General features: G+C 66.6%; 25 protein-coding genes. 19 read left to right on the top strand and 6 right to left on the bottom strand.

Annotated features, from left to right (window positions below; all coding sequences use genetic code 11):
• Positions 1-88: 88 nt before the first annotated feature.
• On the top strand, positions 89-667 hold the full coding sequence (locus ACTAQI_RS11300; protein ID WP_457945925.1) for a TetR/AcrR family transcriptional regulator: 579 nt from the start codon (positions 89-91) through the stop codon (positions 665-667).
• Positions 668-758: 91 nt separating this feature from the next.
• Entirely contained in the window at positions 759-1460 is a 702-nt protein-coding gene (locus tag ACTAQI_RS11295) for an esterase/lipase family protein (RefSeq protein ID WP_457945924.1), read from the top strand.
• Here ACTAQI_RS11295 and ACTAQI_RS11290 read toward each other — a convergent pair.
• Positions 1429-2562, bottom strand: coding sequence for a flavin-containing monooxygenase (locus ACTAQI_RS11290; protein WP_457945923.1), 1134 nt, complete (start codon positions 2560-2562; stop codon positions 1429-1431). The two genes, ACTAQI_RS11295 and ACTAQI_RS11290, sit on opposite strands and share 32 nt — an antisense overlap.
• Before the next feature lie 102 nt (positions 2563-2664).
• Here ACTAQI_RS11290 and ACTAQI_RS11285 point away from each other — a divergent pair, with 102 nt between their 5' ends.
• The 8 genes from ACTAQI_RS11285 to ACTAQI_RS11250 all read left to right on the top strand — a co-directional run bounded on the left by ACTAQI_RS11285 (position 2665) and on the right by ACTAQI_RS11250 (position 7935).
• Positions 2665-3321 (top strand): TetR/AcrR family transcriptional regulator, encoded by a 657-nt coding sequence (locus ACTAQI_RS11285; protein ID WP_457945922.1) that lies wholly within the window; start codon positions 2665-2667, stop codon positions 3319-3321.
• Between the two features lie 153 nt (positions 3322-3474).
• Complete coding sequence (locus ACTAQI_RS11280; RefSeq protein ID WP_457945920.1) at positions 3475-4041, top strand: alternate-type signal peptide domain-containing protein; 567 nt, start codon at positions 3475-3477, stop codon at positions 4039-4041.
• 72 nt (positions 4042-4113) lie between these two features.
• Positions 4114-4725: a hypothetical protein gene (locus tag ACTAQI_RS11275; RefSeq protein ID WP_457945918.1), complete on the top strand. Its 612-nt coding sequence runs from the start codon at positions 4114-4116 to the stop codon at positions 4723-4725.
• Positions 4715-5359: a signal peptidase I gene (locus tag ACTAQI_RS11270; protein ID WP_457945916.1), complete on the top strand. Its 645-nt coding sequence runs from the start codon at positions 4715-4717 to the stop codon at positions 5357-5359. The genes ACTAQI_RS11275 and ACTAQI_RS11270 overlap by 11 nt, the downstream gene beginning before the upstream one ends.
• The gene (locus ACTAQI_RS11265; RefSeq protein ID WP_457945915.1) at positions 5360-5848 is read left to right on the top strand and encodes a hypothetical protein; all 489 of its coding nucleotides are present in this window, start codon (positions 5360-5362) and stop codon (positions 5846-5848) included.
• A 306-nt stretch (positions 5849-6154) separates the two neighbouring features.
• The gene (locus tag ACTAQI_RS11260) at positions 6155-6532 is read left to right on the top strand and encodes a VOC family protein (protein WP_457945914.1); all 378 of its coding nucleotides are present in this window, start codon (positions 6155-6157) and stop codon (positions 6530-6532) included.
• A gap of 340 nt (positions 6533-6872) precedes the next feature.
• Positions 6873-7514: an acetyltransferase gene (locus ACTAQI_RS11255; RefSeq protein WP_457945913.1), complete on the top strand. Its 642-nt coding sequence runs from the start codon at positions 6873-6875 to the stop codon at positions 7512-7514.
• 124 nt (positions 7515-7638) lie between these two features.
• Positions 7639-7935 (top strand): hypothetical protein, encoded by a 297-nt coding sequence (locus ACTAQI_RS11250; RefSeq protein ID WP_457945912.1) that lies wholly within the window; start codon positions 7639-7641, stop codon positions 7933-7935.
• A gap of 15 nt (positions 7936-7950) precedes the next feature.
• Here ACTAQI_RS11250 and ACTAQI_RS11245 read toward each other — a convergent pair whose 3' ends face one another.
• Both ACTAQI_RS11245 and ACTAQI_RS11240 read right to left on the bottom strand, forming a co-directional pair.
• Entirely contained in the window at positions 7951-8856 is a 906-nt protein-coding gene (locus tag ACTAQI_RS11245; protein WP_457945911.1) for a phosphatase PAP2 family protein, read from the bottom strand.
• A gap of 36 nt (positions 8857-8892) precedes the next feature.
• Positions 8893-10077, bottom strand: coding sequence for an MFS transporter (locus tag ACTAQI_RS11240; protein ID WP_457945909.1), 1185 nt, complete (start codon positions 10075-10077; stop codon positions 8893-8895).
• A gap of 53 nt (positions 10078-10130) precedes the next feature.
• On the opposite strand from ACTAQI_RS11240, the gene ACTAQI_RS11235 reads away from it, so the two are divergent.
• The 9 genes from ACTAQI_RS11235 to menD all read left to right on the top strand — a co-directional run bounded on the left by ACTAQI_RS11235 (position 10131) and on the right by menD (position 22502).
• The gene (locus tag ACTAQI_RS11235) at positions 10131-11117 is read left to right on the top strand and encodes an ATP-binding cassette domain-containing protein (RefSeq protein ID WP_457945908.1); all 987 of its coding nucleotides are present in this window, start codon (positions 10131-10133) and stop codon (positions 11115-11117) included.
• 1 nt (position 11118) lies between these two features.
• The gene (locus ACTAQI_RS11230; protein WP_457945906.1) at positions 11119-12741 is read left to right on the top strand and encodes an ABC transporter permease; all 1623 of its coding nucleotides are present in this window, start codon (positions 11119-11121) and stop codon (positions 12739-12741) included.
• Positions 12738-13259 carry a GbsR/MarR family transcriptional regulator gene (locus ACTAQI_RS11225; RefSeq protein WP_457945905.1) on the top strand — a complete coding sequence of 174 codons (522 nt, stop codon included), beginning with the start codon at positions 12738-12740 and terminating at the stop codon, positions 13257-13259. The genes ACTAQI_RS11230 and ACTAQI_RS11225 overlap by 4 nt, the downstream gene beginning before the upstream one ends.
• Positions 13256-14272 carry a magnesium/cobalt transporter CorA gene (gene corA, locus ACTAQI_RS11220; RefSeq protein ID WP_457945904.1) on the top strand — a complete coding sequence of 339 codons (1017 nt, stop codon included), beginning with the start codon at positions 13256-13258 and terminating at the stop codon, positions 14270-14272. The genes ACTAQI_RS11225 and corA overlap by 4 nt, the downstream gene beginning before the upstream one ends.
• A gap of 112 nt (positions 14273-14384) precedes the next feature.
• Positions 14385-15737, top strand: a complete 1353-nt coding sequence (locus ACTAQI_RS11215; RefSeq protein ID WP_457945902.1) for an Nramp family divalent metal transporter — start codon at positions 14385-14387, stop codon at positions 15735-15737.
• 92 nt (positions 15738-15829) lie between these two features.
• On the top strand, positions 15830-17296 hold the full coding sequence (locus tag ACTAQI_RS11210; protein WP_457945900.1) for an aminotransferase class I/II-fold pyridoxal phosphate-dependent enzyme: 1467 nt from the start codon (positions 15830-15832) through the stop codon (positions 17294-17296).
• Positions 17297-17317: 21 nt separating this feature from the next.
• On the top strand, positions 17318-18319 hold the full coding sequence (locus ACTAQI_RS11205) for an o-succinylbenzoate synthase (protein ID WP_457945898.1): 1002 nt from the start codon (positions 17318-17320) through the stop codon (positions 18317-18319).
• 163 nt (positions 18320-18482) lie between these two features.
• Complete coding sequence (locus ACTAQI_RS11200) at positions 18483-20549, top strand: PhoX family protein (RefSeq protein ID WP_457945896.1); 2067 nt, start codon at positions 18483-18485, stop codon at positions 20547-20549.
• Between the two features lie 213 nt (positions 20550-20762).
• The gene (menD, locus tag ACTAQI_RS11195) at positions 20763-22502 is read left to right on the top strand and encodes a 2-succinyl-5-enolpyruvyl-6-hydroxy-3-cyclohexene-1-carboxylic-acid synthase (RefSeq protein ID WP_457951040.1); all 1740 of its coding nucleotides are present in this window, start codon (positions 20763-20765) and stop codon (positions 22500-22502) included.
• Between the two features lie 97 nt (positions 22503-22599).
• On the opposite strand, the gene ACTAQI_RS11190 is transcribed toward menD, so the two are convergent.
• From ACTAQI_RS11190 to ACTAQI_RS11180, 3 genes are read right to left on the bottom strand one after another with little or no spacing between them, the layout of a single operon-like run.
• Positions 22600-23376, bottom strand: coding sequence for an amino acid ABC transporter ATP-binding protein (locus ACTAQI_RS11190; protein ID WP_457945895.1), 777 nt, complete (start codon positions 23374-23376; stop codon positions 22600-22602).
• Entirely contained in the window at positions 23373-24332 is a 960-nt protein-coding gene (locus ACTAQI_RS11185) for an amino acid ABC transporter permease (RefSeq protein WP_457945894.1), read from the bottom strand. Before ACTAQI_RS11185 ends, ACTAQI_RS11190 begins: the two co-directional genes overlap by 4 nt.
• 35 nt (positions 24333-24367) lie before the next feature.
• Complete coding sequence (locus tag ACTAQI_RS11180; protein ID WP_457945893.1) at positions 24368-25321, bottom strand: ABC transporter substrate-binding protein; 954 nt, start codon at positions 25319-25321, stop codon at positions 24368-24370.
• Between the last annotated feature and the right edge of the window lie 114 nt (positions 25322-25435).

Raw genomic sequence — 25435 nt, 5'->3', positions numbered from 1 at the left:
GTTCTCTTCAGTTTGTGACGGATCGATCCGTCTGTCAAACTTATGGGCAGGATGGCTGTCGATTTGGTTTTGAAGGGTGGGGTTTGCCGTGGCACGCAAGAGCGGCGAGGAGAACCGGCGGAATGTGCTTGAGGTGGCGACGCGACTGTTCTACCAGCGGGGGATCCGCGCGGTGGGAATGGATACCGTGGTTAAGGAATGCGGGGTGGGAAACGCCACCATTTACCGGCAGTTCCCCACCAAGGATGCCCTGGCCACGGCATACGTCCAGGGGCGTGCGGACGCATGGTTCGAGCGAATGCGTCAGGCGGCGGAGGAATGCGCCGACGCCCGGGAGAAGCTCATTGCCGTGTTTGCGGTGCTGGCCGGAGACACTGCCGGCGCCACCTATCGTGGGTGCCCGATGCTGAATACGAACACCGAGTTCCCGGAGGGCGATCACCCGGCGCATCTGGTGGCGGTAGCGCACAAGCAGCAGGTTCGGGACTGGTTCCAGTCCCTGGCAGCCGACGCCGGAGTGCAGGACCCCGATGAGCTGGCCGAAGAGTTGCTCATCATCCTCAACGGCGCCTATGCCACAGGCGCGGTTCTCGACGGCGCACTTTACGGCAAACGCGCCATGAATCTGGCCCGGCGCCTCGTGGATGATGCCTGCCCCCGGCCCTAATCGACGGGAAGTTTGCAGGGCCTGGCTGCGGCTCGATGTGCCGCGAGTGGTGTTTGCAGGAAGTGTCGCGGGGGCGCGTTATTCTCGATTCATGAGTGATCCCGGCGCCGTTGCCCGCATCAGCCCGCTGCAGAAGGCTGTGTGGTGGGCGCAGGACTATGTGTACGCCGCGGGCTGGCAGGTCCGCGGGTTCCTGTCGCGCGTGCAACCGGCGTCCTTCCGCAACGGGACCCGCCCGCCCGTGGTGATCATCCCCGGCGTGTACGAAAACTGGCAGTTCATGTTGCCGCTCATCCAGGCCATTCACGACGCCGGGCATCCCGTCCACGTGGTCACGGTGCTCCAGCGCAACAAATTGAAGGTGCCGGATGCCGCCAAATTGGTCGCCCAGCACCTGGAGGAGGCGGGGCTGCGCGATGCCATCCTGGTGGCGCACAGCAAGGGCGGACTGATCGGCAAGTACACCATGCTGTCCCTGGATCCAGAGCACCGGATTGACCGGATGATCGCCGTGTGCGCACCGTTTTCCGGCTCGCGCTACGCCCGGTACATGCTGCTGCCCAGCCTGCGGATCTTCTCTCCGCGGAATGCCCTGACCCTCCAGATGTCCCGCGAGCTGGCCATCAACAGCCGCATCACGTCCATCTACGGGCCGTTCGATCCGCACATCCCGGAGGGGAGCGTCCTGCCGGGGGCCACCAACATCGAACTGCCGGCGGCGGGGCATTTTCGAATCCTTGGCGATCCCGCCACCGCCCGGATCATTGTGGAGCAGCTGAACCTTCCGGCCTGACTTCCCTGCGTGGTTGCGCGGCTGGAGTTGCTGCTCCCGGCGCTTTTGCGGCGATGTGCCGGGCAATAACGGCGGCGTCCCTGCCCACGCCGTGCACCATGGACGACGCCAGCGACTGCTGGAAGATGGCGCCCAGGAAATACAATCCCGCCTGTGCTTTGGCCACACCGCGGTCCTGCTCAGGCTGGCCGTCCGGGCCGAACACGGGCAGCTTGATCCAGTCCAGGCCGGGCCGGAAGCCGGTGCACCAGATGACGTTGGAGACGTCCAGTGGCCTTCCGTCGGCGAGCAAGGGCCTGCCGTCCCGGGCGCCTTCCGTCCTGGGAACGCGTTCGACGCCGGCACGCACCAGGTCGCGGTTCTTTACCCTGACCAGTGGCCCGCTGTGTGCAAGGATTTGCGGGCGGGCCTTGCGGCCCATTGGCGTGTTGAGCGTCAGGATGTGGGAGAAGGCGAAGAAGACGGCGAGGGTCAGGGGGCGGGCCGCCACGGCATCGATGGGCCAGGGGATCTCGCCGGGGTGCCTGCCGGAGAGGTAGGTCTTGCGGCTGGGGGCGAGTTCGAGGGCAATGTCCGCGCCGGAGTTGCCGGCGCCCACCACCAGGACGGGCCCCGGAGCAAGGTCCTTCGGGTTCTTGTAGCTTGCCGCAGTCAGTTGCCGGATATCCGAGGTGAGCTGCTGTGCGAATGCCGGGACTTTGGGCTTGCGGTCCCAACCGGAGGCAACCACCACGTTGTCGGCTTCAACGCTGTGGCCGCCAGCCTCGATAACGAAGCCCTGTCCGTTGTGGCTGAGGCTGGTGACCCGGATATTGTTCCTTACCGGCAGTCCGAAGCTGTCCGCGTAGCCGCGGAGGTAATCGGCGAATTCCTCCCTTGAGGGGTAGGACCATGGCGGGGCCGGGTAGCGGCTGCCTGGAAGGGCGTCATACCTGGCAGGGGTGAAGAGCCGGAGTGAGTCCCAGCGGGTGCGCCAGCTGTCTCCGGTTTGTGGATTTTCGTCAAGGATCATGAAGGGTGTCTTGCGGCGCGACAGGTGATAACCCATGGCCAGGCCCGCCTGGCCGCCGCCGATGACGACGGTATCGAAGTGCTCTGACATGACGCCCTGCCCTTCCGCCCCTCGCCGCTGCCCTGCGGATGGGGGCTTTCCTGCTACAATTCATCCGAGTAGCATTCGGATGAAATAAGGCTAGGCCTGGCCATGAGTGAAGTCAATGCCCCCGCACGCCGTTACCATTCGCCCCGGCGGAAGGAACAAGCGGCGGCCACGCGCGACGCCGTGCTTGCCGCCGCCCGCGAACTCTTCGTGGGGGAGGGGTACCGTTCCACCACCGTGGCGGCTATTGCCCGGACGGCGGGAGTCGCCGTCGACACCATCTACGCCACCATTGGGCGCAAGCCGGACCTGCTGCGTGAGGTGGTGGAGGCGGCCATCTCGGGGACCGGCCAGGCGGTGCCCGCGGAGCGGCGCGACTACGTGGTCCGCCTGCGGGAGGCGAAGGGGGCGGCCGAAAAGATCTCAATCTACGCCCACGCCTTGGCCGGCATCCAGCCACGCCTCGCGCCGGTCTACCTTGCGCTCCGCGATGCCGCCGGCACCGATCCCGACTGCGCTGCGCTCTGGACGGAGATTTCCCAGCGGCGCGCGGCAAACATGCTGAAGTTCATCGAGGACCTTGCCGCCACCGGGGAACTACGGATGGACCGGCCCGCTTCCGAACTCGCGGACGCGGTGTGGAGCATGAACGGACCCGAATACTGGGTGCTTCTGGTGGACCAACGCGGGTGGACTCCGGGCCAGTTTGCCGAGTGGCTGACTGATGCCTGGTGCAGGCTGCTGCTGAACAACACGAAATGAGCCTTATTCCGGTAGAAGTGCAGGTCAAACCCCTGTTGTACTTTCAAATAACTTGAGCTTTTGTTGACGTTTTACCCCCACACTTCCTGAGGTTGGCCGTGCAAAGTGGTGCCCAGTTAGACCACCACGCCACAAAGTCTGAGGGGACACATCATGAAGAACAGCACCCTGATCAAGGGAACCGCAGCCATCGCCGTTGGCGCCGCACTGTTGCTGGGCGGCGGCGGCACCCTGGCCAACTGGAACGCGGCAGACGCCGCCGCTCCTGGCACTATTAGTTCGGGTGACTTGGACGTCAAGGCAAGCACCGGAAAATGGACTGACCGCGCGGGTAACCCCATCACCAACATCGGCTCCTACCGTGTAGTTCCTGGCGACAAGTTGACCTACACGCAGGATCTGACGGTTACGCTCATTGGTGACAAAATGGCCGCGAACATCGTGGTCAGCGGTGCCAATGCCGCCAACAACTTCACCGCTGCCAATGTGACCATTACCGGTCCCGAACTTAAAGTCGGTACGGCGGTTGTGGCGAACCCGCTAACTGCAATTGGCGGAACCTCAACCAGAACTGTCACGGCTACTACGACCTTCGAATTCAAAGCCGCTACCTCGGACCGAAACGACGTCAACAAAAGCTACAACCTGGGAGATGTTAGCTACACCCTGACTCAGGTCGTGTCGGCTCCCGGACTGGCTGACCCGACGCCTCAGCCGTAGTCAGCTGAAGGCGGGTGGCTGAACCGCAATCCGCCCAAACGACCGAATCCGAAGCAGGACCAGGAGGGACCAATGCGCACCAAGCGCAGGCTGCAGGCGGCGGCGCTGACCGCCGTTGCAGTGGTCCTGGGCCTGTTCACGGTGCAGGGAACCTACGCGTTGTGGAGCGCGGCAGCGGCTGCCTCGCCTGGCGTCGTCACGTCGGCGTCGTTCGATATGGCGCTGACAGCGGTCAACACTGGCCAGACAACCAACATGACATTGTCTGACGGCAAGACGTCGGCCACCTTGGCGTTGAGCCCCGCGGGAACGTTGGGGCCGGGCACCTCGGTATACGGCGGTGTGGTGGTCACCAACAACACCAACGCCGGCGGCCAGTTCAACACGGCCATCACTGGGACCCAGCCCGCCATCGCGAATGTCAGCGGCGGAACCCTGGCCACATACACCAGCGTCAACGCAAAAACGGCAAGTTCCTCCGCGGAATGCAGCAACACCACAGGCTTCATGCCGATCAGTACCACCGGGCTCGTCTCACCCACGGTCGCCAAAGGCAGTTCCACTGTCTTCTGTTTCCAGGTGAGCCTGAGCTCCAGCGCCCCCTCTTCAGTGAAAGGACAAGCAGTGAACATCTCGCTCCAACTCACCGCACGTCAGCTCTGCGGGGTGCCCAGTGGCTGCTGACCTGACCGAACGCCTGCTTGGCGGTGACACCGAGCCTGGGAAGTCCGGGACGGAAACTCCGGCGCCCACCCCCAAAAGTGGAAGCAAGCGCAAAGCCGCCTGGGCCGCCGTCGGACGTTTCCTAAGCATGGCTGCCATGTTGGTGGCACTCTTCGCCGCACTGGTCCTCATCGTGGTGCCGGTGGCGACCGGCTCGCAGACCTACACGGTCCTGACCAAGTCCATGGCGCAGAAATACCCGCCGGGCACCTTTATGGTGATGAAACCCGCGCCGTTCGACGAACTCAAGTATGGCGATGTCATTACCTTTCAGCTGTACTCTGGGCGTCCGGACGTGGAAACGCACCGGATCGTCGGTTTCAGTTCCAGCCAGCAGGGCGAGAAGACCCTGATCACCAAGGGCGACAACAACGGCGCCAACGATCCTGAGCCGGTCCGTGCCATCCAGGTCAAGGGCAAACTGTTCTATGCCGTCCCGTACGCGGGTTTCCTCGCGAATTTCCTGGGGAATTCCGGCCGGGAGACGTGGACTGTTGTCGCGGCCGTGGCCCTCATCGGCTACGGAGCCATCACCGTGTACAAGTCTGTCCGCAAAACCCGCAAGCGCGATATCCCGGCTGCCGAGGTGGAGTAGATGGCACGGTTCCGGGACCTTCCAGGTGCGGCGCTCGCCGTCGGGGCCTTCGTGCTCACGGTACTGCTGGGTGTTGGCGGCGCCTCGGCGTCGGCTCTCTGGCAACAGAGCGCGACCGCGACCATGACGGTCACTGCGTCCGGACCCTGGCCCCCGCCGGTGTTCAACACTCCCGTTTGCAGCAATGTAGACAACGCAAACAAGTACGTATCCCTGGCATACTCGGGATTCTCCGAGGCTCCAACAAAACTCACATTCTCGGCAGCCGGAACCAACGGGGTCTACGGGATAAGCACGGACCTGGCTGGCCCGTTCGGTACGTCCGGGAGTTTATCGCTCTTCGGAGACTCCACGATTTTCACGCAAGTCACCACCACCCCGGCGACGGTCAGGATCGTGGCCACGTTCTCAGGCGGCATGCAGTCCAGCGCTTACGTACAGGTAAACCTGGAGATCGGCACGGGAAACAAGAAGATTTACTGCGCCTGAGGTTTCCACCCGTCAGCTCGGCGGAAGAAGGTGCCGCTGCATCCCCCCATGCAGTGGCACCGTCTCCCGCCGAGCTGGCTTCTCGGTGATGACGATTGGTACTGCTCGGCAGTATTCACGACACGCGAATTCACTTTCGACCCGCAGGTACCTTTTCGCCCCCGATATTTGGGCCGCGGCGGGGATCATGCGCCTCGGAAATGACGATGCGTGTCGAAGGTGAGCCGCCGCGGAAGGTGAGAGCCGTCGTCGTGCATTGCGTCCCGGGTCCGGCGGGCAGCTTGGGGCGGTCCGTACACTGGCACCATGTCATGCCGAATCAGCGAACTGGTCCTGAACTGCGCCAACCCCGGACTGCTTGCGCGGTTCTGGGGTGACGTCCTTGGTTATGTCGAGCTGGACCGGGAGGACGGTGCGGTTGAGATCGGGCCGCCGGACGCCGGGTTCGGCGGACTGCAGCCCACGATTATCCTGAGCCCCAGCAGTAACCCGCGGGTGGGCAGGCTACCGCTGCATCTCGACGTCAACCCGGTGGACCGGGACCAGGACGCTGAGCTGGAACGGCTGCTGGCCCTCGGTGCCAGGCCCGCGGATGTGGGGCAGACCGGCGACGAGCAGTGGCACGTCCTGCAGGACCCCGAAGGGAACGAGTTCTGCCTCCTGCGCAAGCGGCTCGATTCCTGATCCAATGCCACTTGCCCACCCTTAAACAGCAGCGCCCTCCCATGCGTGAGAGGGCGTTGAACTGTGCCTGGCGGCGCCCACTTCAAAACGCCGGCCAGGCACCTTCAACTATTGGCGGCACCCCTCAAGCTATGGGGGTCAACTGCCGCAAGGTTGGATCAAGACTTCCCTTTGGACCCCTTCTTTGTGCTGGCTGCGGCGGCGTTGTGACTCTTTGCCCGGGAAACCTTTCCTGCCGCGCAAGTCCGGCATAGGGTTTGGGGACAACCGGGCATCAAGCAGCAGGTGAACGGGCCGGAGAATTTTCCTGCAACGGTGCAGGGGCTGGAAGAGGCGCACATTGAGCGAGTTGATGCTGCTGGCTATGAGCGGACTGGCGCGGGAAGTACTTGCAGCGGTCCGGAGCAGTGGACAATACGACGTCCTGGGAATCCTGGATGATGACCCGGAACTGCTGGGGACCTCCGTCGACGGCACAATGGTGATGGGCGCAATCTCGGACGCGCCTGCCTTCCGAAAGGCCTTGTTCACTGCCTGCCTTCCCTCCGGGCGGGACAGGGAAGCCCTGGTGGACCGGCTGTCACTGCTGGACGTGCATGAGGACCGGTACGCCACGGTGGTGGACCCGGAGGTCCGTGTCCCCAGGGATTCCAGGATCGGCCCGGGCAGCATTGTGATGCGGAATGCCACCATCGCCCCGCAGGCCCACATCGGGCGCCACGTGGTGCTGCAGCCCCACGTGAATGTGGGGTGCAGTGTCCGGGTGAGCGATTTTGCCACGCTTTCTTCCCGCGTTGCGGTTGGCGAGGGCGCGCGGATAGGGCGGGCGGTGCACCTGGGCATGAACGCCGGCATCGCGGAGGGGCTGGCGGTGGGGGACTATTCCCACGTGGAGATGCGCTCCGCCGTGATGCACAACGTGCCCGAGCACCAAACATGGGCCGGTGTGCCCGCCCGGGCGGGGGCCGGAACCAGCCCTTAAATCCGGAGCGCCAGCCCCTGACTCCGGGACCTGCGGCCCTAACGGGGCAGGTACGGAAACGCTAGATTGTGCCTACGCGGGTGGCGTCTCCCAACCCAGCCCATCGCTACTGAGGGGATCGACCGTGGAACTCTTCAGCGACAAACCTGCCCTCGCCGCAGCCGCCCTGACCAGGCTCGTTGCCGCCGACACAGAAGCCAAGGGACGCCCCGCCGGCCGCCTCCAGGCGTACCTCAGCGATCTCGTTGTCCGGAACGGACCCAGCATCGTGGAGGAACTGGCCATCGAGCTGGCCCGACAGCACCTCACCACGCTGGACAGGCTGGCCAAGGCAACCGGGCGGCCCGCTGCCCGCTACCTCGACGACATTGAGCTTGCCGCAGCCATGGGGGAAAGCATGGGACGGGACGGCCCGGCCTAACCCAGAGGCGACCTGTCAGCGCCGGGGTACGTCCCGGCGTCGTGCCGCGAACGCGAACAGGGACGTGGTGGCCACCGTGGCCAGGTACCCCGCGATCACGATCAGCGAGATCCCGGCCCAGAAGTAGTTGGTGGTGCTGGCTTCCTGCCACGGACTCGGCGCAATCCGGATCAGCGAATACACCGCAACCCCCGCCGAGGCCAGCCCGATCAGCACCGGCAGCGTGAGCCAGATCCGCGCCGAACCGAGGTGCTCGCCAAAACCGTCCCACTCGGTCCAGGACCCGCGCCGAAGGATCAGCCAGCCGGCCGGAATCATGAACGCTCCAACCAGCAGGAACGCGGCCACCACGTCGGCGGGGCGGTGCCACTGGTTGATCAGGGTGGACACCCCGGACGCGATGGCAAAGCTGCCGCCGATGAAGCCGGCCATGGGCCGCCAGCGCGGGGACGCCATCAGGAACACCGCGGCAGCAGCAGACGCCGCCAGCGTGGTGTGCCCGGACGGCAGGGAATTGAGCTCCAGCGTCAGCACGCCTTTGTCCGGGCGCGGCGGCAGCAGGTCCTTCAGGACCTGGGTGGCCACGTTCGCACCGATGCACGCGGCCACGGCAATCCCGGCTTCGGCCCAGTGCCGCCGGATCACGGTGACAAACAGGACCACGACGGCGGCCATCACCAGTGAAATGGTGGGCAGCCAGTCGAGGAACTGGGTTGCGGCCTTCCCGGCGGGCCCGTGGATCTCCACCGCTTCCACCAGCGCGGACTCATCGATGAACTGGCCTGTGGTGGTCTGGACGAAGAAGCAGTAGGTGGCAACCAGCCCGGCGATGCACGCCACAGTGGACAGCACGAACAGGAACGCCGAGCCCGGGGCGGGGCGGGCCGGGGTCCTGGTGGATAGTTGCCGTGAAGAAGTCATCGCGGTTAAGGGTGACACAGAAAGCTGGACGGCCGCTCAGCGGTCGGGGTTGACCGGGTCCAGCCGGGGGATGCTGGCTGCCGCCACCAGCAGCGCCAGCGCACCCAGCCCGAACGGCAGGGCCGTGGCCGTGGCGATGCCGCCCACCAGCAGGGGTCCGCCGGCGTCGCCGAGCTCGCGTCCCAGCTCTGCCGAGCCCATGGTCCGGCCCATCCGTTCGGGCGGAGTGGTGTCCGCCAGGTGGGCAAAACCCAGAGGGGTCACCGCGCCGATCCCGACCCCGATACACGCCGCGGCGACGAAAATGGTGGCCACTCCCGGGGCGGCCGCCACCAGACCCACACCTGCGGCAATCAGCAGGAGGCCCGTCGTCGTGCCCTTGTTGTCAGTCACGGCGTGCCGGTCCCGGAGCCTGCCGATCCACGGCTGGGTGAGCACCGAGCCGAGCGCCACCACGCTCACCGCGGCCGTGCCGGCGAAGGCGTCCAGGCCGTGGCGCGTGGCCAGCGCAGGGAGGAAGCCGACGGCGGCACCGAGCGCGCCGGTCGAGGCGGCGAGCACCAGCGTGGGGACCAGGAACCTGCGCTCGCCCACCTGCCGCGCCAGGTCCATCACGGTGTACCGCTTCCGCGGCAGCGGCGCCAGGTGCGGCACGGAGACCAGCACCCACACCGCCGTTACCGCAGCCAGCGCCGACAGCGTGCCGAACAGCAGGGGAAAGCCGCCGGCCAGGATCAGGCCGGCGCCCAGCGGCGGCCCAATGATGTAGCCCAGGCTCTTCCAGGACCCGTACCGGCCAAAGTAGGTGCCCGCCTTCCCGCCGCGGGCCATCCTTGCCACCATGGCGGACGACGCCGGCGAGAAAGCCGACGCCGCGGCACCCTGTCCCAGCCGGGCCAGGGCCAGGATCAACGGGTCGGCCGCGCCCAGGCCGATCAGGGACAAGGCGGCAAAACCGAGCAGGCCGCCGACGACGACGGGTTTGGCGCCGATGCGGTCGCTGAGGGCACCGAAGACGGGTTTCAGGAAGACTTCGGCAACGTCGTAGAGGGCCAGCAGGATACCGAGGTTCAGCAGGGTCAGGCCGATGTTGCCGCTCTGCGCGCCCAGTCCCGCCGCGATGCTGTGGGCGCCGAACGCGGTGACGAACCCTGCGGCGTACAACGGTGCCGATGACCTTGGGGTGGCCTCGCCGCTGGACAGGGGATCGCCGGTGCTCATAGTTGGGACTTTAGTACCTTCAGAAATTTGTGAAAACTTCGAAGACTTGAACCATGAACACCGTTGTCCAGACCACGGACCTGCATAAGCGCTTCGGCCGCGTCAGGGCCCTGGACGGGCTCGACCTCGAAGTCCAGCGCGGCGAGATCCACGGTTTCCTGGGCCCCAACGGCGCCGGGAAATCAACCACCCTGCGCATCCTCCTGGGGCTGGCCAGAGCGACGTCCGGCTCCGCGGCCGTCCTGGGTTTCGAGCCCTGGACCCAAGCGGTGGAGCTGCACCGGCGCCTGGCCTATGTTCCGGGGGACGTCCGGCTCTGGCCCAACCTCTCCGGCGGCGAAACCATCGACCTGCTCTCCCGGCTGCGCGGCGGCACGGCGGATGGTGCGGCATACCGGCGTCGAAAGGACCAGTTGTGCCGGGTGTTCGACTTCGACCCCGGGAAGAAGGGGCGCGCCTACTCAAAGGGCAACCGGCAAAAAGTCGCACTGATCGCAGCCCTCGCCACCGAGGCCGAGGTCTACCTGCTGGATGAGCCCACCAGCGGCCTTGACCCCCTGATGGAGGAGGTCTTCCGCCGCGAGCTGCTCGCCGCCGTCGACCGCGGAGCCACCGTGCTCCTCTCCAGCCACATCCTCTCCGAAGTGGAAGTGCTGTGCCACCGCGTCAGCATCATCCGCGCCGGCAGGATTGTCGACGGCGGCACGCTGGACTCGCTGCGGCACCTCACCAGGTCGGAGGTTTCCTTCGCCGCGGACGGCCTGGACGCGGCGGCCCTGGCCCGCCTGGGAGCGGTGCATGACCTGACGCTCGACGCCGGGCGGGTCCGGTTCAGCGCCGACTCGGACCGGATCGCCGAGGTCCTTCCCGCGCTGGGCGCCCTGGGCGTGCAGGGCCTGACGATTGTTCCGCCGTCGCTGGAGGAGCTGTTCCTGCGGCACTACGGGGATGCCTCCGCCGTCCCGGAGCCGCAGGCTGACGCCCCCGCCGGTGGGCGTGGCGCCCGGCGGCACCTGCTCGGCGCCAGGGGGCAGAGCTGACATGGGCGTCCTCTTTGTCCTCTGGGGCCAGCGCCTTCGGCGTGACCGCTGGCAGCTGGTGAGCTGGGTGGTGTCCATTGGGGCGTTCGCACTGTTCGCGGCGGCCGCCGTCACCCAGACCTACGGCAACGCAGCGGCCCGCACCGAAATCCTGCAGGTGGCTATCGCTACGCCCGCCATCCTGATGCTCCGCGGCCTGCCCCGCGGCGCCGACCAGGGGGCCTTCACGTTCTTCCTGATCTACGCCTTCCTTGCCCTCCTGGCCGGCCTGATGAGCACCTTCCTGGCGGTACGCCATACGCGGGCCGACGAGGAATCCGGCGCGGCGGAACTCGTCGCAGCCACACCGGCTGGACGCCTGCTGCCCAATACAGCCACCCTGCTGCACGGCGCCACCGCGAACATCCTCGTGGCGCTCGCCGTGTTCGCCGGCTTTGCTGCCCAGGGCCTGGACCCGCAAGGTTCCCTGACCGCCGGAGCCGCAACGGGCGCCGTCGGCCTCGCATTCCTTGGTGTGGGACTGCTCGTGGCCCAGTTCATGGGGACCTCACGCGGTGCGAACGGCGTCTCCGCCGCGCTGGTGGTCCTGGCCTACGTCCTGCGCGGGATTGGCGATGCCACCGGGAGCCCCGGCGCCGACGGAACCACTATGACCGAAGGGGCCGCCAGCTGGTTCTCGCCGATCGGCTGGGGCCAGCAGACGGTCGCCTACTCCGGGAACCGCGGCTGGCCGCTGCTGCTGCCGGCGGGGCTCGCCGTCGCCTGTCTCGCAGCCGCCTGGCTCATCCTTCGGACGCGGGACACCGGGGCCAGCGTCTGGGGTGCGCGGGCGGGACGCGCCGCCGCCCGGCCGGGCCTTCGGAACCCGGTGGCCCTGGCATTGCGGTTGCAGTCCGGGTCCATTATCGGCTGGGGGTTCAGCGGCCTGGCACTGGGATTGCTCGCGGGGTCGCTGGGTAAGGCGGTGGCCGCCCTGGATACGCCCGGGACCGGTATCACGGCAGTGATGCGGGCCATGCTCCAGTCGCAGGGCACCTCGCTGACCCAGCTCATGGTCTCCGTGATCTTTTCGATGGCCGGGGTCCTTGCAGCGGCGTGTGCCCTGCAGGCTGTGATCAGGTTGCGGCAGGAGGAAGGGGCCGGAACCGCCGAACTCCTGCTGGCCGCCCCGGTGGGGCGGGTCCGGTGGCTGGCCGGCTACCTGCTGCTGGGTGCGGCCGCGGTGGTGCTGGTGGTGGGCCTGACGGGTGTGGGGGCGTGGGCCACGCTGACCGGAACCGGCGATATGTCCATGCCGGCTGATGCACTCTGGGAAACCGCCCTGGCCCAGCTGCCGGCGGCGCTGATCTACCTGGCCGTTCCGGCGCTGGTGTTCGTCCTGTGGCCCGCCGCGACCATCGCCGGGAGCTGGGCGTTGCTGGCCCTGGGCGTGATGCTGGGGATCTTTGGCGGCATGCTGGGCCTTGACCAAAGCCTGCGCGACTTGTCCCCGTTCACCCACACACCGGTTCCCCAGGGCGGCGCCACTGACTGGAGCGGCGCATGGTGGATGCTGGCCATCGCGGCGGTTGCAGCTGCACTGTCCATTGCCGTGATGCGGCGGCGGGAAGTGGGGTCGGCATGAGTGCGGACGCTGACATCGAGGCCGGCCCGGTGTCCGTGCCTGCCGATACTGCCGCCGGCGGCACCGTCGCCGCCGTCGAAAGAACTGCCGCTGCCTTCGCCGCCGCCGGCTTCCCCAAGATGCCGGCGCGGACGCTGCTTGCATTGGTGGCTTCGGAGCGCGGGAGCCTCACGGCTGCCGAACTCGGGGAGCGGCTGGGCGCAAGCGCCGCAGCCGTTTCCGGGGCGGTGCGGTACCTCCAGACCGTGGGCTTCGTCCACCGGGTCTCCCAGCCCGGCAGCCGCCGCGACCTCTACGCCCTGCATGAGGACGAGTGGTACGTGGTGTCCATGCGGAACAGCCCCGTCTACGAAAAACTCGCGGCCCTGACGGACGCGACGGCGGAAACCCTCCCGGAGGGATCGGCGGCCCGGGCCCGGGTGGCGGACATGGCCCGGTTCTACCGGTTCCTCAACTCCCGGATGCCCGCCCTGCTGGACGACTGGGAGCGGGAGCGGGCCGGGGAAGGAGCGCCGTGACCATCATTGACAACGCGGTGTACGTGAATGGGCTGCGCACCGAGGACCCGGAAGACCTTGACGAGACCTACTTCCTGCTCCGCCAGCGCGAGGGGATGGCGTGGATCGGGCTGTACCGGCCGGACGCTGAGGAGCTGCAGTCCGTCCGCGAGGAATTCGACCTCAACGCCCTGGCCATCGAGGACGCGCTAACAGGCCACCAGCGGGCCAAGCTGGAGCACTACGGCGAGTGCCTGTTCCTGGTGCTGCGCCCTGCCAGGTACCGTGACGACGAGGAAAAAGTGGACTTCGGCGAGATCCACGTCTTTGCCGGGGACGAGTACGTGGTGACCGTCCGGCACGCCGAGTCGCCGGACCTGGCCAAGGTCCGCCGCCGGATGGAGTCAATGCCCGAATTCCTGGCCCTGGGGCCGGATGCCGTGCTCTACGGGATCCTGGACCAGGTGGTGGACGAATACGAGCCGGTGGTGGCCGGCCTCGAAAACGACATTGACGAGATTGAGGATGACCTCTTCGGTGCTGACCCGGACGTATCCCGCCGCATCTACGAACTGTCGCGGCAGGTCATCATCTTCCAGCGGGCCACCAGTCCGCTGGCCGGAATACTGCAGGCCCTCATGGCTGGCGCTCCTGTCCGCGAACAGGCAACCGAGCTGCGGGACCACTACCGCGATGTCCTGGACCACGTCCTCCGGATCAACGAACGCGTGGCATCTTTCAGGGCCCTGCTCCAGAACGCGCTCGCCGTCAACGCCGCCCTGGTGGCCCAACGGCAGAACAATGAAATGCAGCGGATGACCGAGTCCAGTTTTGAACAGAACGAACAGGTCAAGCGCATCTCCTCATGGGCCGCCATCCTGTTCGCTCCCACGCTGGTGGCGTCCATCTACGGCATGAACTTCACCAACATGCCCGAACTGGCGTGGACCTATGGCTACCCCTATGCGCTGGGCCTGATGGTGGCCATGGGCCTGGTGCTCTACCTGGCGTTCAAGCACAACAAGTGGATCTGAGCCGCCTTCCCAGGCGTGACTTCCCAGCTTGGTGCCCTACCATGGGCTAGAAATCCTAAGCTTGCTTAGCAATTGGCTGGCTTAGCAGTCGATGGCGAGTGGAGAGAACTGGATGAGCAAGGCCGAAGCTACTGGGCGGCCCCGGATTGACCATAAGGCAGCCGGCGCACAACAAAAGTCGCCCCTGCGCCGGCTCGGCGCACTTCTCGGTCCCGGCATGGTGACCGGCGCCGCGGACGATGACCCGTCAGGAATCGCCACCTATGCAAAGGCCGGGGCCACGTTTTCCAATGGCATGCTGTGGACAGCCCCGGTGACCCTGCCCATGATGATGGCGGTCCAGGAGATCTGCGACCGCACGGCATTGGCCACCGGCGAAAGCCTTGGCAGGCTGGCCCGCCGCAAATTCTCCCGCCGCCCGCGGGTAGTGATCGCCGTGCTGATCGTCGCCCTGCTGGTGGGCAACGTGCTTAATGCAGCCGCGGACCTGATGGCGATTGGGCAGGGCATGCAAATGCTCGGTGCCGGTCCGGACCACCTGTGGAGCGCCGTTGCCGGCATCGGCATCGCCGTGGCGCTGATCAGCGGATCCTTTGCCGTCATCGCAAAAATTTTCAAGTGGTTGTGTGTCTCCCTGCTGGCCTACGTGGCAGTCCTGTTCGTGGCGGACGTGAACTGGTCCGATGTCCTGGAAGGCGTCCTGGGCATGAAGTTCAGCTTCGCTCCTGAGTACCTTGGCCTGATCGTTGCCGTGCTGGGCACCACTATTTCCCCATACCTCTTCTTCTGGCAGAGCGCCCACCGGGTCCAGGAGCTGCGGGCCGAGGACCATGGAGGCGACGAGGCAGTCGGGTTGAAGGACCGTTCCGATTCAGCCGCCGCAGCACACACCCTCCGCAAGGCCCGGGCTGACGTCTTCATCGGCATGGTCTTTTCCGTCCTGGTGATGTTCTCGATCATGGCGGCCACGGCAGCCACCCTGGGCAGGGACGGCACCGAGGTGAACACCGCGGCCGACGTGGCCAAAGCACTGGAGCCGGTTGTTGGGCCTGCAGCCAAGTTCCTGTTCGCTGCGGGGTTCATTGGCTCCGGGATCCTTGGGGTACCGGTGCTTGCGGCCTCGGGAGCTGCTGGACTGGCGGGCCTGCTTGGAAAGGACTGGGGCCTGGACCTCAGCCCACGGCGTGCCCCCTTGTTCTACATACTGCTGGGCGCCGGAACGGTGGGCGGCGTGCTGATCAGCTTCTTCTCCTCCGACCCCATCGGGCTGTTGATCCTGAGCGCCACGATCAACGGCATTGCCGCGGCTCCGTTCCTGGTGGTCACCATGCTCATCTCGGGAGACCGGAAGATCATGGGCGCCTACAGGAACGGAAAACTGGCGGCCACCCTGGGCTGGTTCACGGCCGGTGTCATGGTGGTTGCCGGCAGCGTTGGCGTCTGGACAACCCTTACCGGAGCCTAGCCGGCGCGCCCGACGGAACGGCCGCCGTCGTACGCGACGTTGTGAGGCCGGCCCCAAAAACCCCTGACCGACGTACCGAAAGGAACAACACCGTGGACCACAACGAAGCTCCCCTGCTGGACGCCCTGGACCAATACCACCGGCTGGACCGCTATGGATTTACTCCACCAGGCCACAGGCAGGGCCGGGGCGCGGACCCCCGTGTCAGGGAAATCCTCGGCGCGGACACCTTTCGCGCTGACGTCCTGGCATCGGCGGGGCTGGATGACCGTTCCTCCTCCGGCGGGTACCTGAAAAAGGCTGAGCAGCTCATGGCGGATGCGGTGGGCGCGGAGCAGGCCTTCTTCTCCACGTGCGGAAGCTCGCTGTCAGTGAAGGCCGCCGTCCTGGCCGTGGCTGCGGGCAAAGGCGACCTGCTGGTGAGCCGTGACGCCCACAAATCCATCACGGCCGGCCTGGTGTTTTCCGGCATCCAGCCGCGGTGGATCCGGCCCCGCTGGGATTCGAAGCTGCACCTGGCGCATCCGCCGTCGGCCGCGGATGTGGAAGAGATGTGGGAACGGTACCCGGACGCGGCCGGGGCGCTGATCGTCAGCCCCACCCCGTACGGGACCTGCGCGGACATCGCGGCCATCGCCAAGGTCTGCCACGACCGGGGAAAGCCCCTGATCGTTGACGAGGCCTGGGGCGCGCACCTGCCCTTCCACGAAGGCCTTCCCACCTGGGCGATGAGTGCCGGCGCGGACATCTGCGTGGTGTCGGTGCACAAGATGGGCGCGGGCTTTGAGCAGGGCTCGGTCTACCACCTCCAAGGCGACCTGGTGGATCCCGCGCACCTGTCCGAATGCGCGGACCTGCTGATGACAACGAGTCCGAACGCCATCCTGTACTCGGCCATGGACGGTTGGCGGCGGCAAATGGTCCAGCACGGTGCCGAGCTTCTGGGCGACGCGCTGGACCTGGCCCGGAGGCTGCGCCGCGACATCGAGGCGCTTCCGGGAATTCATGTCCTCGAAGACGAGTTGCTGGCAGCCGAGTCCTCGCATGACCTGGACCGCCTGCAGATCCTCATGGACGTCTCCGGCCTCGGCATCAGTGGTTACCAGGCGGCCGACTGGCTGCGGGAACACCGCCGCATCGACATGGGCCTCAGCGACCACCGCCGCGTCATGGCCACCATGTCAATGGCCGACGACGATGCCTCCGCCCAGCGGCTCCTGGACGCCCTGCAGGAGCTCATCGAGGCGGCTCCGGCACTTCCGTCCCCAGCGAAGGTGGACGTGCCCCCGCCGTCGGGCCTGGAACTGGAGACGGTGATGCTTCCGCGGGACGCCTTCTTCGGACCACGGGAAGATGTTCCCACGCGGGAAGCGGCTGGACGGGTGGCGGCGGAACAGATCACCCCGTACCCGCCCGGCATCCCGGTGATCGTGCCGGGGGAGAGGATCAACGAAGCGGTCATCGGGTACCTGGAATCGGGGCTGAAGGCCGGAATGGTCCTGCCTGACCCCGCGGATCCGTCGCTGGGAACCATCCGGGTGGTCCGTGAGCAGCAGTGAGGTCCGCGTACAGTAAACGGCATGCTTGACGAACTCCTGGCCAACGCGCACGTAGTCAGCCTGCCCATGCGGGTGAAGTTCCGCGGCATCATGCAGCGCGAATCCCTCCTGCTCCGCGGTCCGGTGGGCTGGGGCGAGTTCTGCCCCTTCCCCGAGTACGGCGACGCCGAGGCATCCCGTTGGTTGGCGGCGGCCATCGAGGCGGGCTGGCAGGGTTTCCCCGGCCCCTTGCGCACGTCCATCCCGGTCAACGCCACAGTGCCTGCAGTTTCCGCTGACCGGGTGCCGGACGTGCTGGCCCGGTTCGGCCGGGTGGACGCGGTGAAGGTCAAGGTCGCTGAGCAGGGGCAGTCATTGGACGACGACGTCGCCCGGGTCCGTGCCGTCCGCACCGCGTTGCCGGACGCTGCCATCCGCGTGGACGCCAACGGCGGCTGGGACGTGCCCGGGGCGGTGAAGGCACTGACCCGGCTGGCATCCGTGGGACTCGAGTATGCGGAACAGCCGGTTCCTTCAATCGAGGGCCTGGCCGAAGTCCGCTCCCGGCTGCGGGACGCGGGAACGCCGGTGCTGATCGCCGCTGACGAGAGTGTCCGCAAGGAAACCGATCCCCTCAAGGTGGTGCGGGCCGGGGCGGCGGACCTTTTGGTGGTCAAGGTGGAACCGCTTGGGGGAGTGCGGCGCGCCCTGGACATCGTGGCACAGGCCGGACTCCCCGCCGTCGTCAGCTCTGCGCTGGACACCTCCGTAGGAATCCGCGCGGGCCTTGCCCTCGCCGCCGCCCTGCCGGAACTGCCCTACGCCTGCGGGCTGGGAACGGTGTCGCTGTTCGAATCGGACATCACGCTTGACCCCTTGGTGGCGGACGACGGCGCCATCCGCCTGCGCGACGTGGCCGCCGACGCCGGGCTGCTTGAGCGGTTTGCGGCTCCCGCGGAACGCCGCGACTGGTGGCTGGCCCGGCTCCGCCGCGTGCACCCCCTCCTCAGCACAGCACCCACCCAACCATCGGTTGCTCCATAACTGCCGTTTTCAGGTCCCAAAACGGCAGGTACGGAGCAACCGATGCGGTGTACCCGCAGGTCACGGGCGGTTAACCATAACTTCATCCAATTGATGGCTTCCTGTAGGAACCGGCTGGAAGGGTGATCGGGCACCCCAGAGACATTCCTTCGGAAGGTTCCCCATGTCTGAAACTGCCCGCAAGTTCACCCTGCTGCCCATGCTCGGCCATACCAAGGGCAAGCGCAGCCCGGTCACGTGCGCACTCAAGTGCGACAACGCCTGCGCCGGCGAGGTTTGCAACACCAGCTCCAACAGCTACTTCCGCGACATCGCCTCCGCCACTTTGTCCCGCCGTGCCGCCCTGGGCCTGGGCGCCGCCGGTGCCCTCGCCGTCGCCCTCGGTTCCGCCGTGACTTCCGCCGAACCTGCCACCGCCGCGGGCCTGTCCAAGGCCGCCAAGGAAGGCTTCGGCAACTCCAAGCTGCAGTTCACCGCCATCAAGCCGGTGGACAAGGCCGTCGACGCCTTCACGGTGCCGGAGGGCTTCACCTGGCAGCCGATCATCCGCTGGGGTGACCCGCTGTTCAACGATTCCCCCGAGTTTGACCTGAACAACCAGACTGCGGCGGCACAGGCCCGCCAGTTCGGCTACAACAACGACTACACGGACATCGTGGAAATCCCGGGCAGCAAGGGCCGCCGCGCCGTGCTGTTCACCAACCACGAGTACACCAACGAAAACATCATGGTTCCCGCCGGCTACGACGCCGCGGAAACCCGCGCGATCGGGCGGGCCGCCCATGGCCTGGCCGTCGTGGAGCTGGAGCGCAAGAACAGCGCCAAGCCGTGGAGCTACGTCAAGGGCGCACCGCTGAACCGCCGCTACCTCTCCGACACCACCTACGAGCTGACCGGCCCCGTTGCCGGCTCCGCACTGGTCAAGACGGTGGCAGACCCCTCCGGCCGCGCCATCAAGGGCACGTTCGGCAACTGCTCCGGCGGCACCACCCCGTGGGGCACCATCCTCTCCGGTGAGGAAAACTTCAACGGCTACTTCGTTGCCGGCGGCACCTCGGCAAGCGACAAGCGCTACGGCCTGACCGCCAAGCCCACCGCCCGCCAATGGGAGCTGGATGACGCCCGCTTCGACACCCGCAACGCCGGCTACGGGAACGAGGCCAACCGCTTCGGCTGGATCGTTGAAGTCGATCCGTTCGACCCCACCTCCACCCCCAAGAAGCGTTCCGCGATGGGCCGCTTCAAGCACGAGGGCGCTAACGTGATCGTGGCCGAATCGGGACACGTGGTGGCCTACATGGGCGACGACGAGAAGTTCGACTACCTCTACAAGTTCGTCTCCGCGGAGAAGTACCGTGAAGGCGACCGCAGGCATAACATGAACCTGCTGTCCGAGGGCGATCTCTACGTTGCCAAGTTCACCGGCAACTCGCCCGCCACCGAAATCACCGGCACCGGGGCGCTTCCTTTGGACGGCGCGTTCGACGGCACCGGCGAATGGCTGCCCCTGGTGGTCGGCGGAAAGTCGGCCGTCCCGGGTATGTCCGTCGAGGAGGTCCTGGTCTACACCCGCCTGGCCGCGGACAAGGTGGGCCCCACCAAGATGGACCGCTGCGAGGACGTCCAGCCCAGCCTGCACACCGGCAAGGTCTACGTGGTCTGCACCAACAACTCGGACCGCGGCACCGGCACCAAGGAAGGCGCCACCGAGGTCAACCCGCGCACCCAGAACCGCGACGGGCACATCGTGGAAATCACCGAAACCGGCGACCAGACCTCCACCAAGTTCAACTGGACCCTCCTCATGGTCTGCGGCGATCCCGCGCAGGGCGATGTCACCTACTTCTCCGGCTACCCGGTGGACAAGGTCTCGCCCATCTCCTGCCCGGACAACGTAGCCTTCGACTCCGTGGGCAACCTCTGGATCTCCACCGACGGCGCCCCCTCCGGCATCGGCTACAACGACGGCCTCTTCAAGGTCACCCTTGACGGCGCCGAGCGCGGCAAGGTGGAGCAGTTCCTCTCCGTCCCGCGTGACGCCGAGACCTGCGGCCCGGTCATCCACGACGACGAGCGCATGGTGTTCGTCTCCGTGCAGCACCCGGGCGAGGAAGGCACCTTCGAGGCGCCGCACTCGTTCTTCCCTGACTACGTCCCGGCAGGTACGACGCCGGCCCCCGGCCAGGTGCGCGCGCCCCGTCCCGCGGTGGTCCAGGTGTTCCGCGGCTGACCCCTCCGCAACGCCCCATCACCTTCCGTAAGTTTTTCGGTGACTCCCCATCACCTTCCGTAAGTTTTCCGGTGACGCCCCATCACCTTCCGGTCCACAGCGGCGGGAGGTGATGGGGCGTGGGGTGTTTTGGTGCGGGAGGTGATGGGGCGTCGGGTGTTTTGGTGCGGGAGGTGATGGGGCGTCGGGGGATGGGAGACTGGTTGGGTGACTTTGCCGAACGAATCTGCCCCGAACGCCCCCGAGTTGGAAGTGCCTGAGCTGAGCGCGCTTGCTGCGGCACGGATCGCCGTCGATGTCCTGCTCGACGGCGGCGTGCGGCACGTGGTGGTGTCGCCGGGTTCACGGTCGGCCCCCATGGCGTACGCCCTGGCCGAGGCTTGCGCCGCAGGCCGGGTAGACCTGCTGGTCCGGATCGACGAGCGGTCGGCCGGGTTCACCGCCCTGGGCCTTGCCCTGTCCACGGGCTCGCCCGCAGCCGTCCTCACCACGTCCGGGACCGCCGTCGGAAACCTGATGCCCGCCGTGATGGAGGCCAACCACGCCGCTGTCCCGCTGATCGTCCTGTCGGCGGACCGGCCCGATGAGCTGCGCGGGACCGGGGCCAACCAGACCACCGTCCAGCCGGACCTCTTTGGCGAGCACGTCCGGTTCGCCGCTGACATTCCCGCCGGGAGCAACCCCGGGCGGGCAATTCGAACCGGACTTTCCGCGGCCACCGGAGCGTTCCCGAACCTGCCGCCGGGCCCGGTGCAGCTCAACCTCGCGTTCCGGGACCCCCTGGTCCCTTCACCCAACGAAGGGTTGCCGGAAGTGGTGGAGCGGCAGCGCTACCGGGTGGGCTTCGAGCCGCTGGTCATGAACCTGCCGCCCGCCCCGGATGACCTGCCCGAGCGGCGCACGGTGGTGCTCGCCGGGCACGACGCCGGGCCCGTCGCCGAGGCGTTTGCCCGCGCCCACAACCTCCCCCTGCTGGCCGAGCCCTCTTCCAACTCCCGGTTTGGCCCCAACGCCGTGGGCCCCTACCGGCTGCTGCTGGAGCACTTCGGGCCCGGTTCGGCACAGCCCATCGAGCGCGTGGTGCTGTTCGGCAGGCCCACGCTGTCCCGCCCTGTGGCCGCGCTCCTGGCCCGCGCGGATGTTGAATCAGCCCTGTACCAGCCGGTTCCGGTCGCTTGGTACGAGCCCGGGCGCCGCACCGAACTGCCGCTGGAAAACCTCGCGGACCTCGCCGATTTCGCCGGCCGCGGCAGCTCCACCTGGCTGGACACGTGGCTCCTGGCCGGCTCGGCCGCGCAGCATGCGCTGGACCAGGTGGTGTCCGCCGATGCCGCCGCCACCGGCCCCTCGGTGGCCTCGCTGGTCTGGAGGCACTCGCGTGGCCAACTGCTGCTCGGATCCTCCAACGGCATCCGGGACGTTGACCTCGCCGGACTTCCCGCCGCCGATCCCGCGGCCACCGTGTACGCAAACCGCGGCCTGGCCGGCATCGACGGCACCATTTCCACCGCCACCGGCATCGCCCTGGGCGGCAGGCAGGAGACCACCGTCTTCCTGGGTGACGTGACCTTCCTCCACGATGCCGGGGGCCTCCTCCTCGGCACGGGGGAGGAGCAGCCGGACCTGCGGATCGTGGTCCTGAACGATTCCGGCGGCGCCATCTTTGGGCTGCTGGAGCATGGGGGAGTGGAGGAGGGCGGCCGCTACGGAGACACCGTCGAACGCCTCTTCGGTACCCCGCACTCGGTGGACATCGCGGCACTCGCCGCCGCGTACGGCGTCGGACATTCACTGGTAAGTACGACGGCGGGACTCGCCGAAGCGCTGGCCCAACCCGTGCAGGGGCGCAGCATCGTGGAGGTGCGCACGGACCGCCGGTCGCTGCGGCAGCTCCACGCGCGCATCAAAGAGGCCGTTTCCGCCGCCGTCGAGAGCGTGCTCGCCGGGCAGTAGCTGCCGACGCGCACATTACCCCGCGACGCAAAAATTCCCTGGCGCTGCCGAAATATCGGCTACGCCAGGGAATCTGAGTCGCGAAAACGGAGGAGCGTCAGAGCACGCGGCCCAGGAACTCCTTGGTGCGCGCATGCTGCGGGTTGGCGATGATCTCGCGGGGATCGCCCGATTCCACCACCACGCCGCCGTCCATGAAGGTCAGCGTGTCGCCCACCTCGCGGGCGAAGCCGATCTCGTGGGTCACCACGATCATGGTCATGCCCGACTTTGCGAGGTCCTTCATCACGTTCAGCACGTCACCAACCAGCTCGGGGTCCAGTGCGGAGGTGGGCTCATCAAAGAGCATGAGCTCCGGCTCCATGGCCAGGGCCCGGGCAATGGCAACGCGCTGCTGCTGCCCACCCGAGAGCTGGGACGGGTAGTGGCCGGAACGGTCCGCCAGGCCCACCCGGTCCAGCAGCTCCAGTGCCCGCTTCTGGGCGGCAGCCTTGGACTGGCCCTTGACGTGCACCGGCGCTTCCATGACGTTCTGGAGGGCGGTCTTGTGGGGGAACAGGTTGAACCGCTGGAACACCATGCCGATTTCACGGCGCTGGGCAGCGATTTCCTTGGTCTTGAGGTCGTGGAGCTTGCCGTTGACCTCGCGGTAGCCGATCAGCTGGCCGCCCACGGAGATCCGCCCGGCGCTGATGGACTCCAGGAGGTTCACGCAGCGGAGCATGGTGGACTTGCCGGACCCCGAAGGTCCGATCACCACCGACACCTCGCCTTGCTTGACCGTCATATCGATGCCCCGGAGCACATGGTGGTGCCCGTAGAACTTGTGCAGGCCCTCGATCTTGACCAGCGGCTTTTCTGCTGTGACCGTCATCGTGCACTCTCCTCGGGGAAGTCCGTCTCTATCGACCGGCCGCCGTCCTGGCTCAGGGCCACGCGGGCGGACTTGGCCACTGGCTTGCCCGCCGGGGCGAGATTATCCACGCCCTTGCCGTAGTACGCCTCGATGTAGTGCTGTCCCACCATGAGGATGCTGGTGATCACCAGGTACCAGATGGCGGCCACGATCAGCAGGGGAACCGGGAGGTAGGTTCGGTTGGCCAGGGCGTTGGTGGCAAACGTCAGGTCCAGCGTAAACGGAACTGCCAGGACCAGCGAGGTGGTCTTCAGCATGCCGATGGTCTCGTTACCGGTGGGCGGAACAATGACGCGCATGGCCTGCGGCAGGATGATCCGCCACATGATCTTGGTCTTGCCCATGCCCAGTGCCTCGGCCGCCTCCATCTGCCCGCGGTCCACGGACTTGAGGCCCGCGCGGAAGATCTCCGCGAGGTAGGCCGATTCGTTCAGGCCGAGGCCCAGGATGGCGGCAACAGTGGCATTGATGACTGCGGCAGTGTCCAGGCTGAAAAGCTCAGGCCCGAACGGAACGCCGGCGCTGATCTTGGGATACAGGACCGAGATCAGGCCCCACAACACCAGCTGGGTATAGACAGGCGTTCCACGGAAGAACCACACCCACACCCAGCTGGACCAGCGGAAGACCGGGTTGTCCGACTGGCGCATGAACGCCAGGAGGATCGCCAGGACGATGGCCAGCACCATGGAGGTGACCGTCAGCAAGAGGGTCCAGCCCACGCCCTGGACCACCTTCACGTCCAGGATGTAGGTGCCTACCACGTCCCAGCGGAAGTTGGGGTTGGTAAACAGGCTCTGCAGGAACAGAACCACCAGCGCCAGGATGATGAAGGCGCTGATCCACCGGCCGGGATGGCGTACCGGTACGGCTTTGTTCAGTACCGGTGCGCCGTCCTTTTGCTGGCCGTCCATGTGCACACCTGACGTGTCGTCGGTAACGCGAAAACTCAAGACTTGACCGCCGGGTTGACCTCGGACTTGGTGATGGCGCCCTCGGAGTTGCCCCAGCCGTCCAGGATCTTCTTGTAGGAGCCGTCTGCCATCAGCTTGGTGACGGTCTTCTGGATCACCTCGGCCCAGGCGGTGTCGCCCTTTGCCACGGCGATGCCCTGCGGAGCAGAGTCGTAGACGTCGCCCAGCTTCTCCAGCTGGCCGTTGGTCTGGGTCAGGGCGTAGCCGATGATGGGGGAGTCCGCGGCCATGGCGTCGATGCTGCCGTTTACCAGGCGGGTGGTGACATCCGTCTGGTTCTTGAGGGTAACGATGTCAATGGGCTTCTTGCCGTCGGCGGCGCACTTCTTGTTGCGGTCCGCAAGATCCGGGTCTTCCTGGACGGTGCCGGTCTGCACGCCAATGGACTTGCCGCAGACGTCGTCCAGGGAGAACTTGTTGGGGTTGCCCTTCTTGACGGCCCATGCGGTGCCTGCGTTGAAGTAGCTGACCATGTTCACTGCGCCCAGTCGCTCGGGGTTGATGGTGAACGAGGAGATGCCCAGATCGTACTTGGGACCGAGGGCCGGGAGGATGCCGGTGAACTCTGCGGTCTGGACCTGGACCTTGAGGCCCAGGGTGGCGCCGATGGCCTTGGCGATGTCCACGTCGTAGCCGACAGGAGTCTGGCCGTCCGTACCGAGGAATTCGGCCGGGGCGTAGCTGGTATCGGAACCAACCGTGATGGTGCCCTTGGACTTAATAGCGTCCGGCACCATGGCGGCCAGGGCATCGTCCTTCTTGACCGTCGAGGGGTCAAAGCTGGCGCTGGCGCTGCCCGAGGAGGTGGCCGCGCTGGAGGGACCCGTTTCCGAGGCGTTGGTGCATGCTGAGAGGGCCAAAGCGCTGATGGCGATCATAGTGGCAGCGGTCAGCTTGGAAGTGCCCAGGAGGGTACGGGGAGTCTGCATTTCTTACCTTTTGTTGCAGGGGCTATGAGGTACTAACGCGGCTTATAGTGTAACGCTCAACAAGAGAGGTACGTCACACGCAACTAAGTTTCACTATTGGATAACTGAACCGGG

The sequence above is a fragment of the Pseudarthrobacter sp. alpha12b genome (assembly GCF_054130495.1).
The sequence above is the reverse complement of the archived record's forward strand: the minus strand, read 5'-3'. Positions and strand labels throughout refer to the sequence as shown.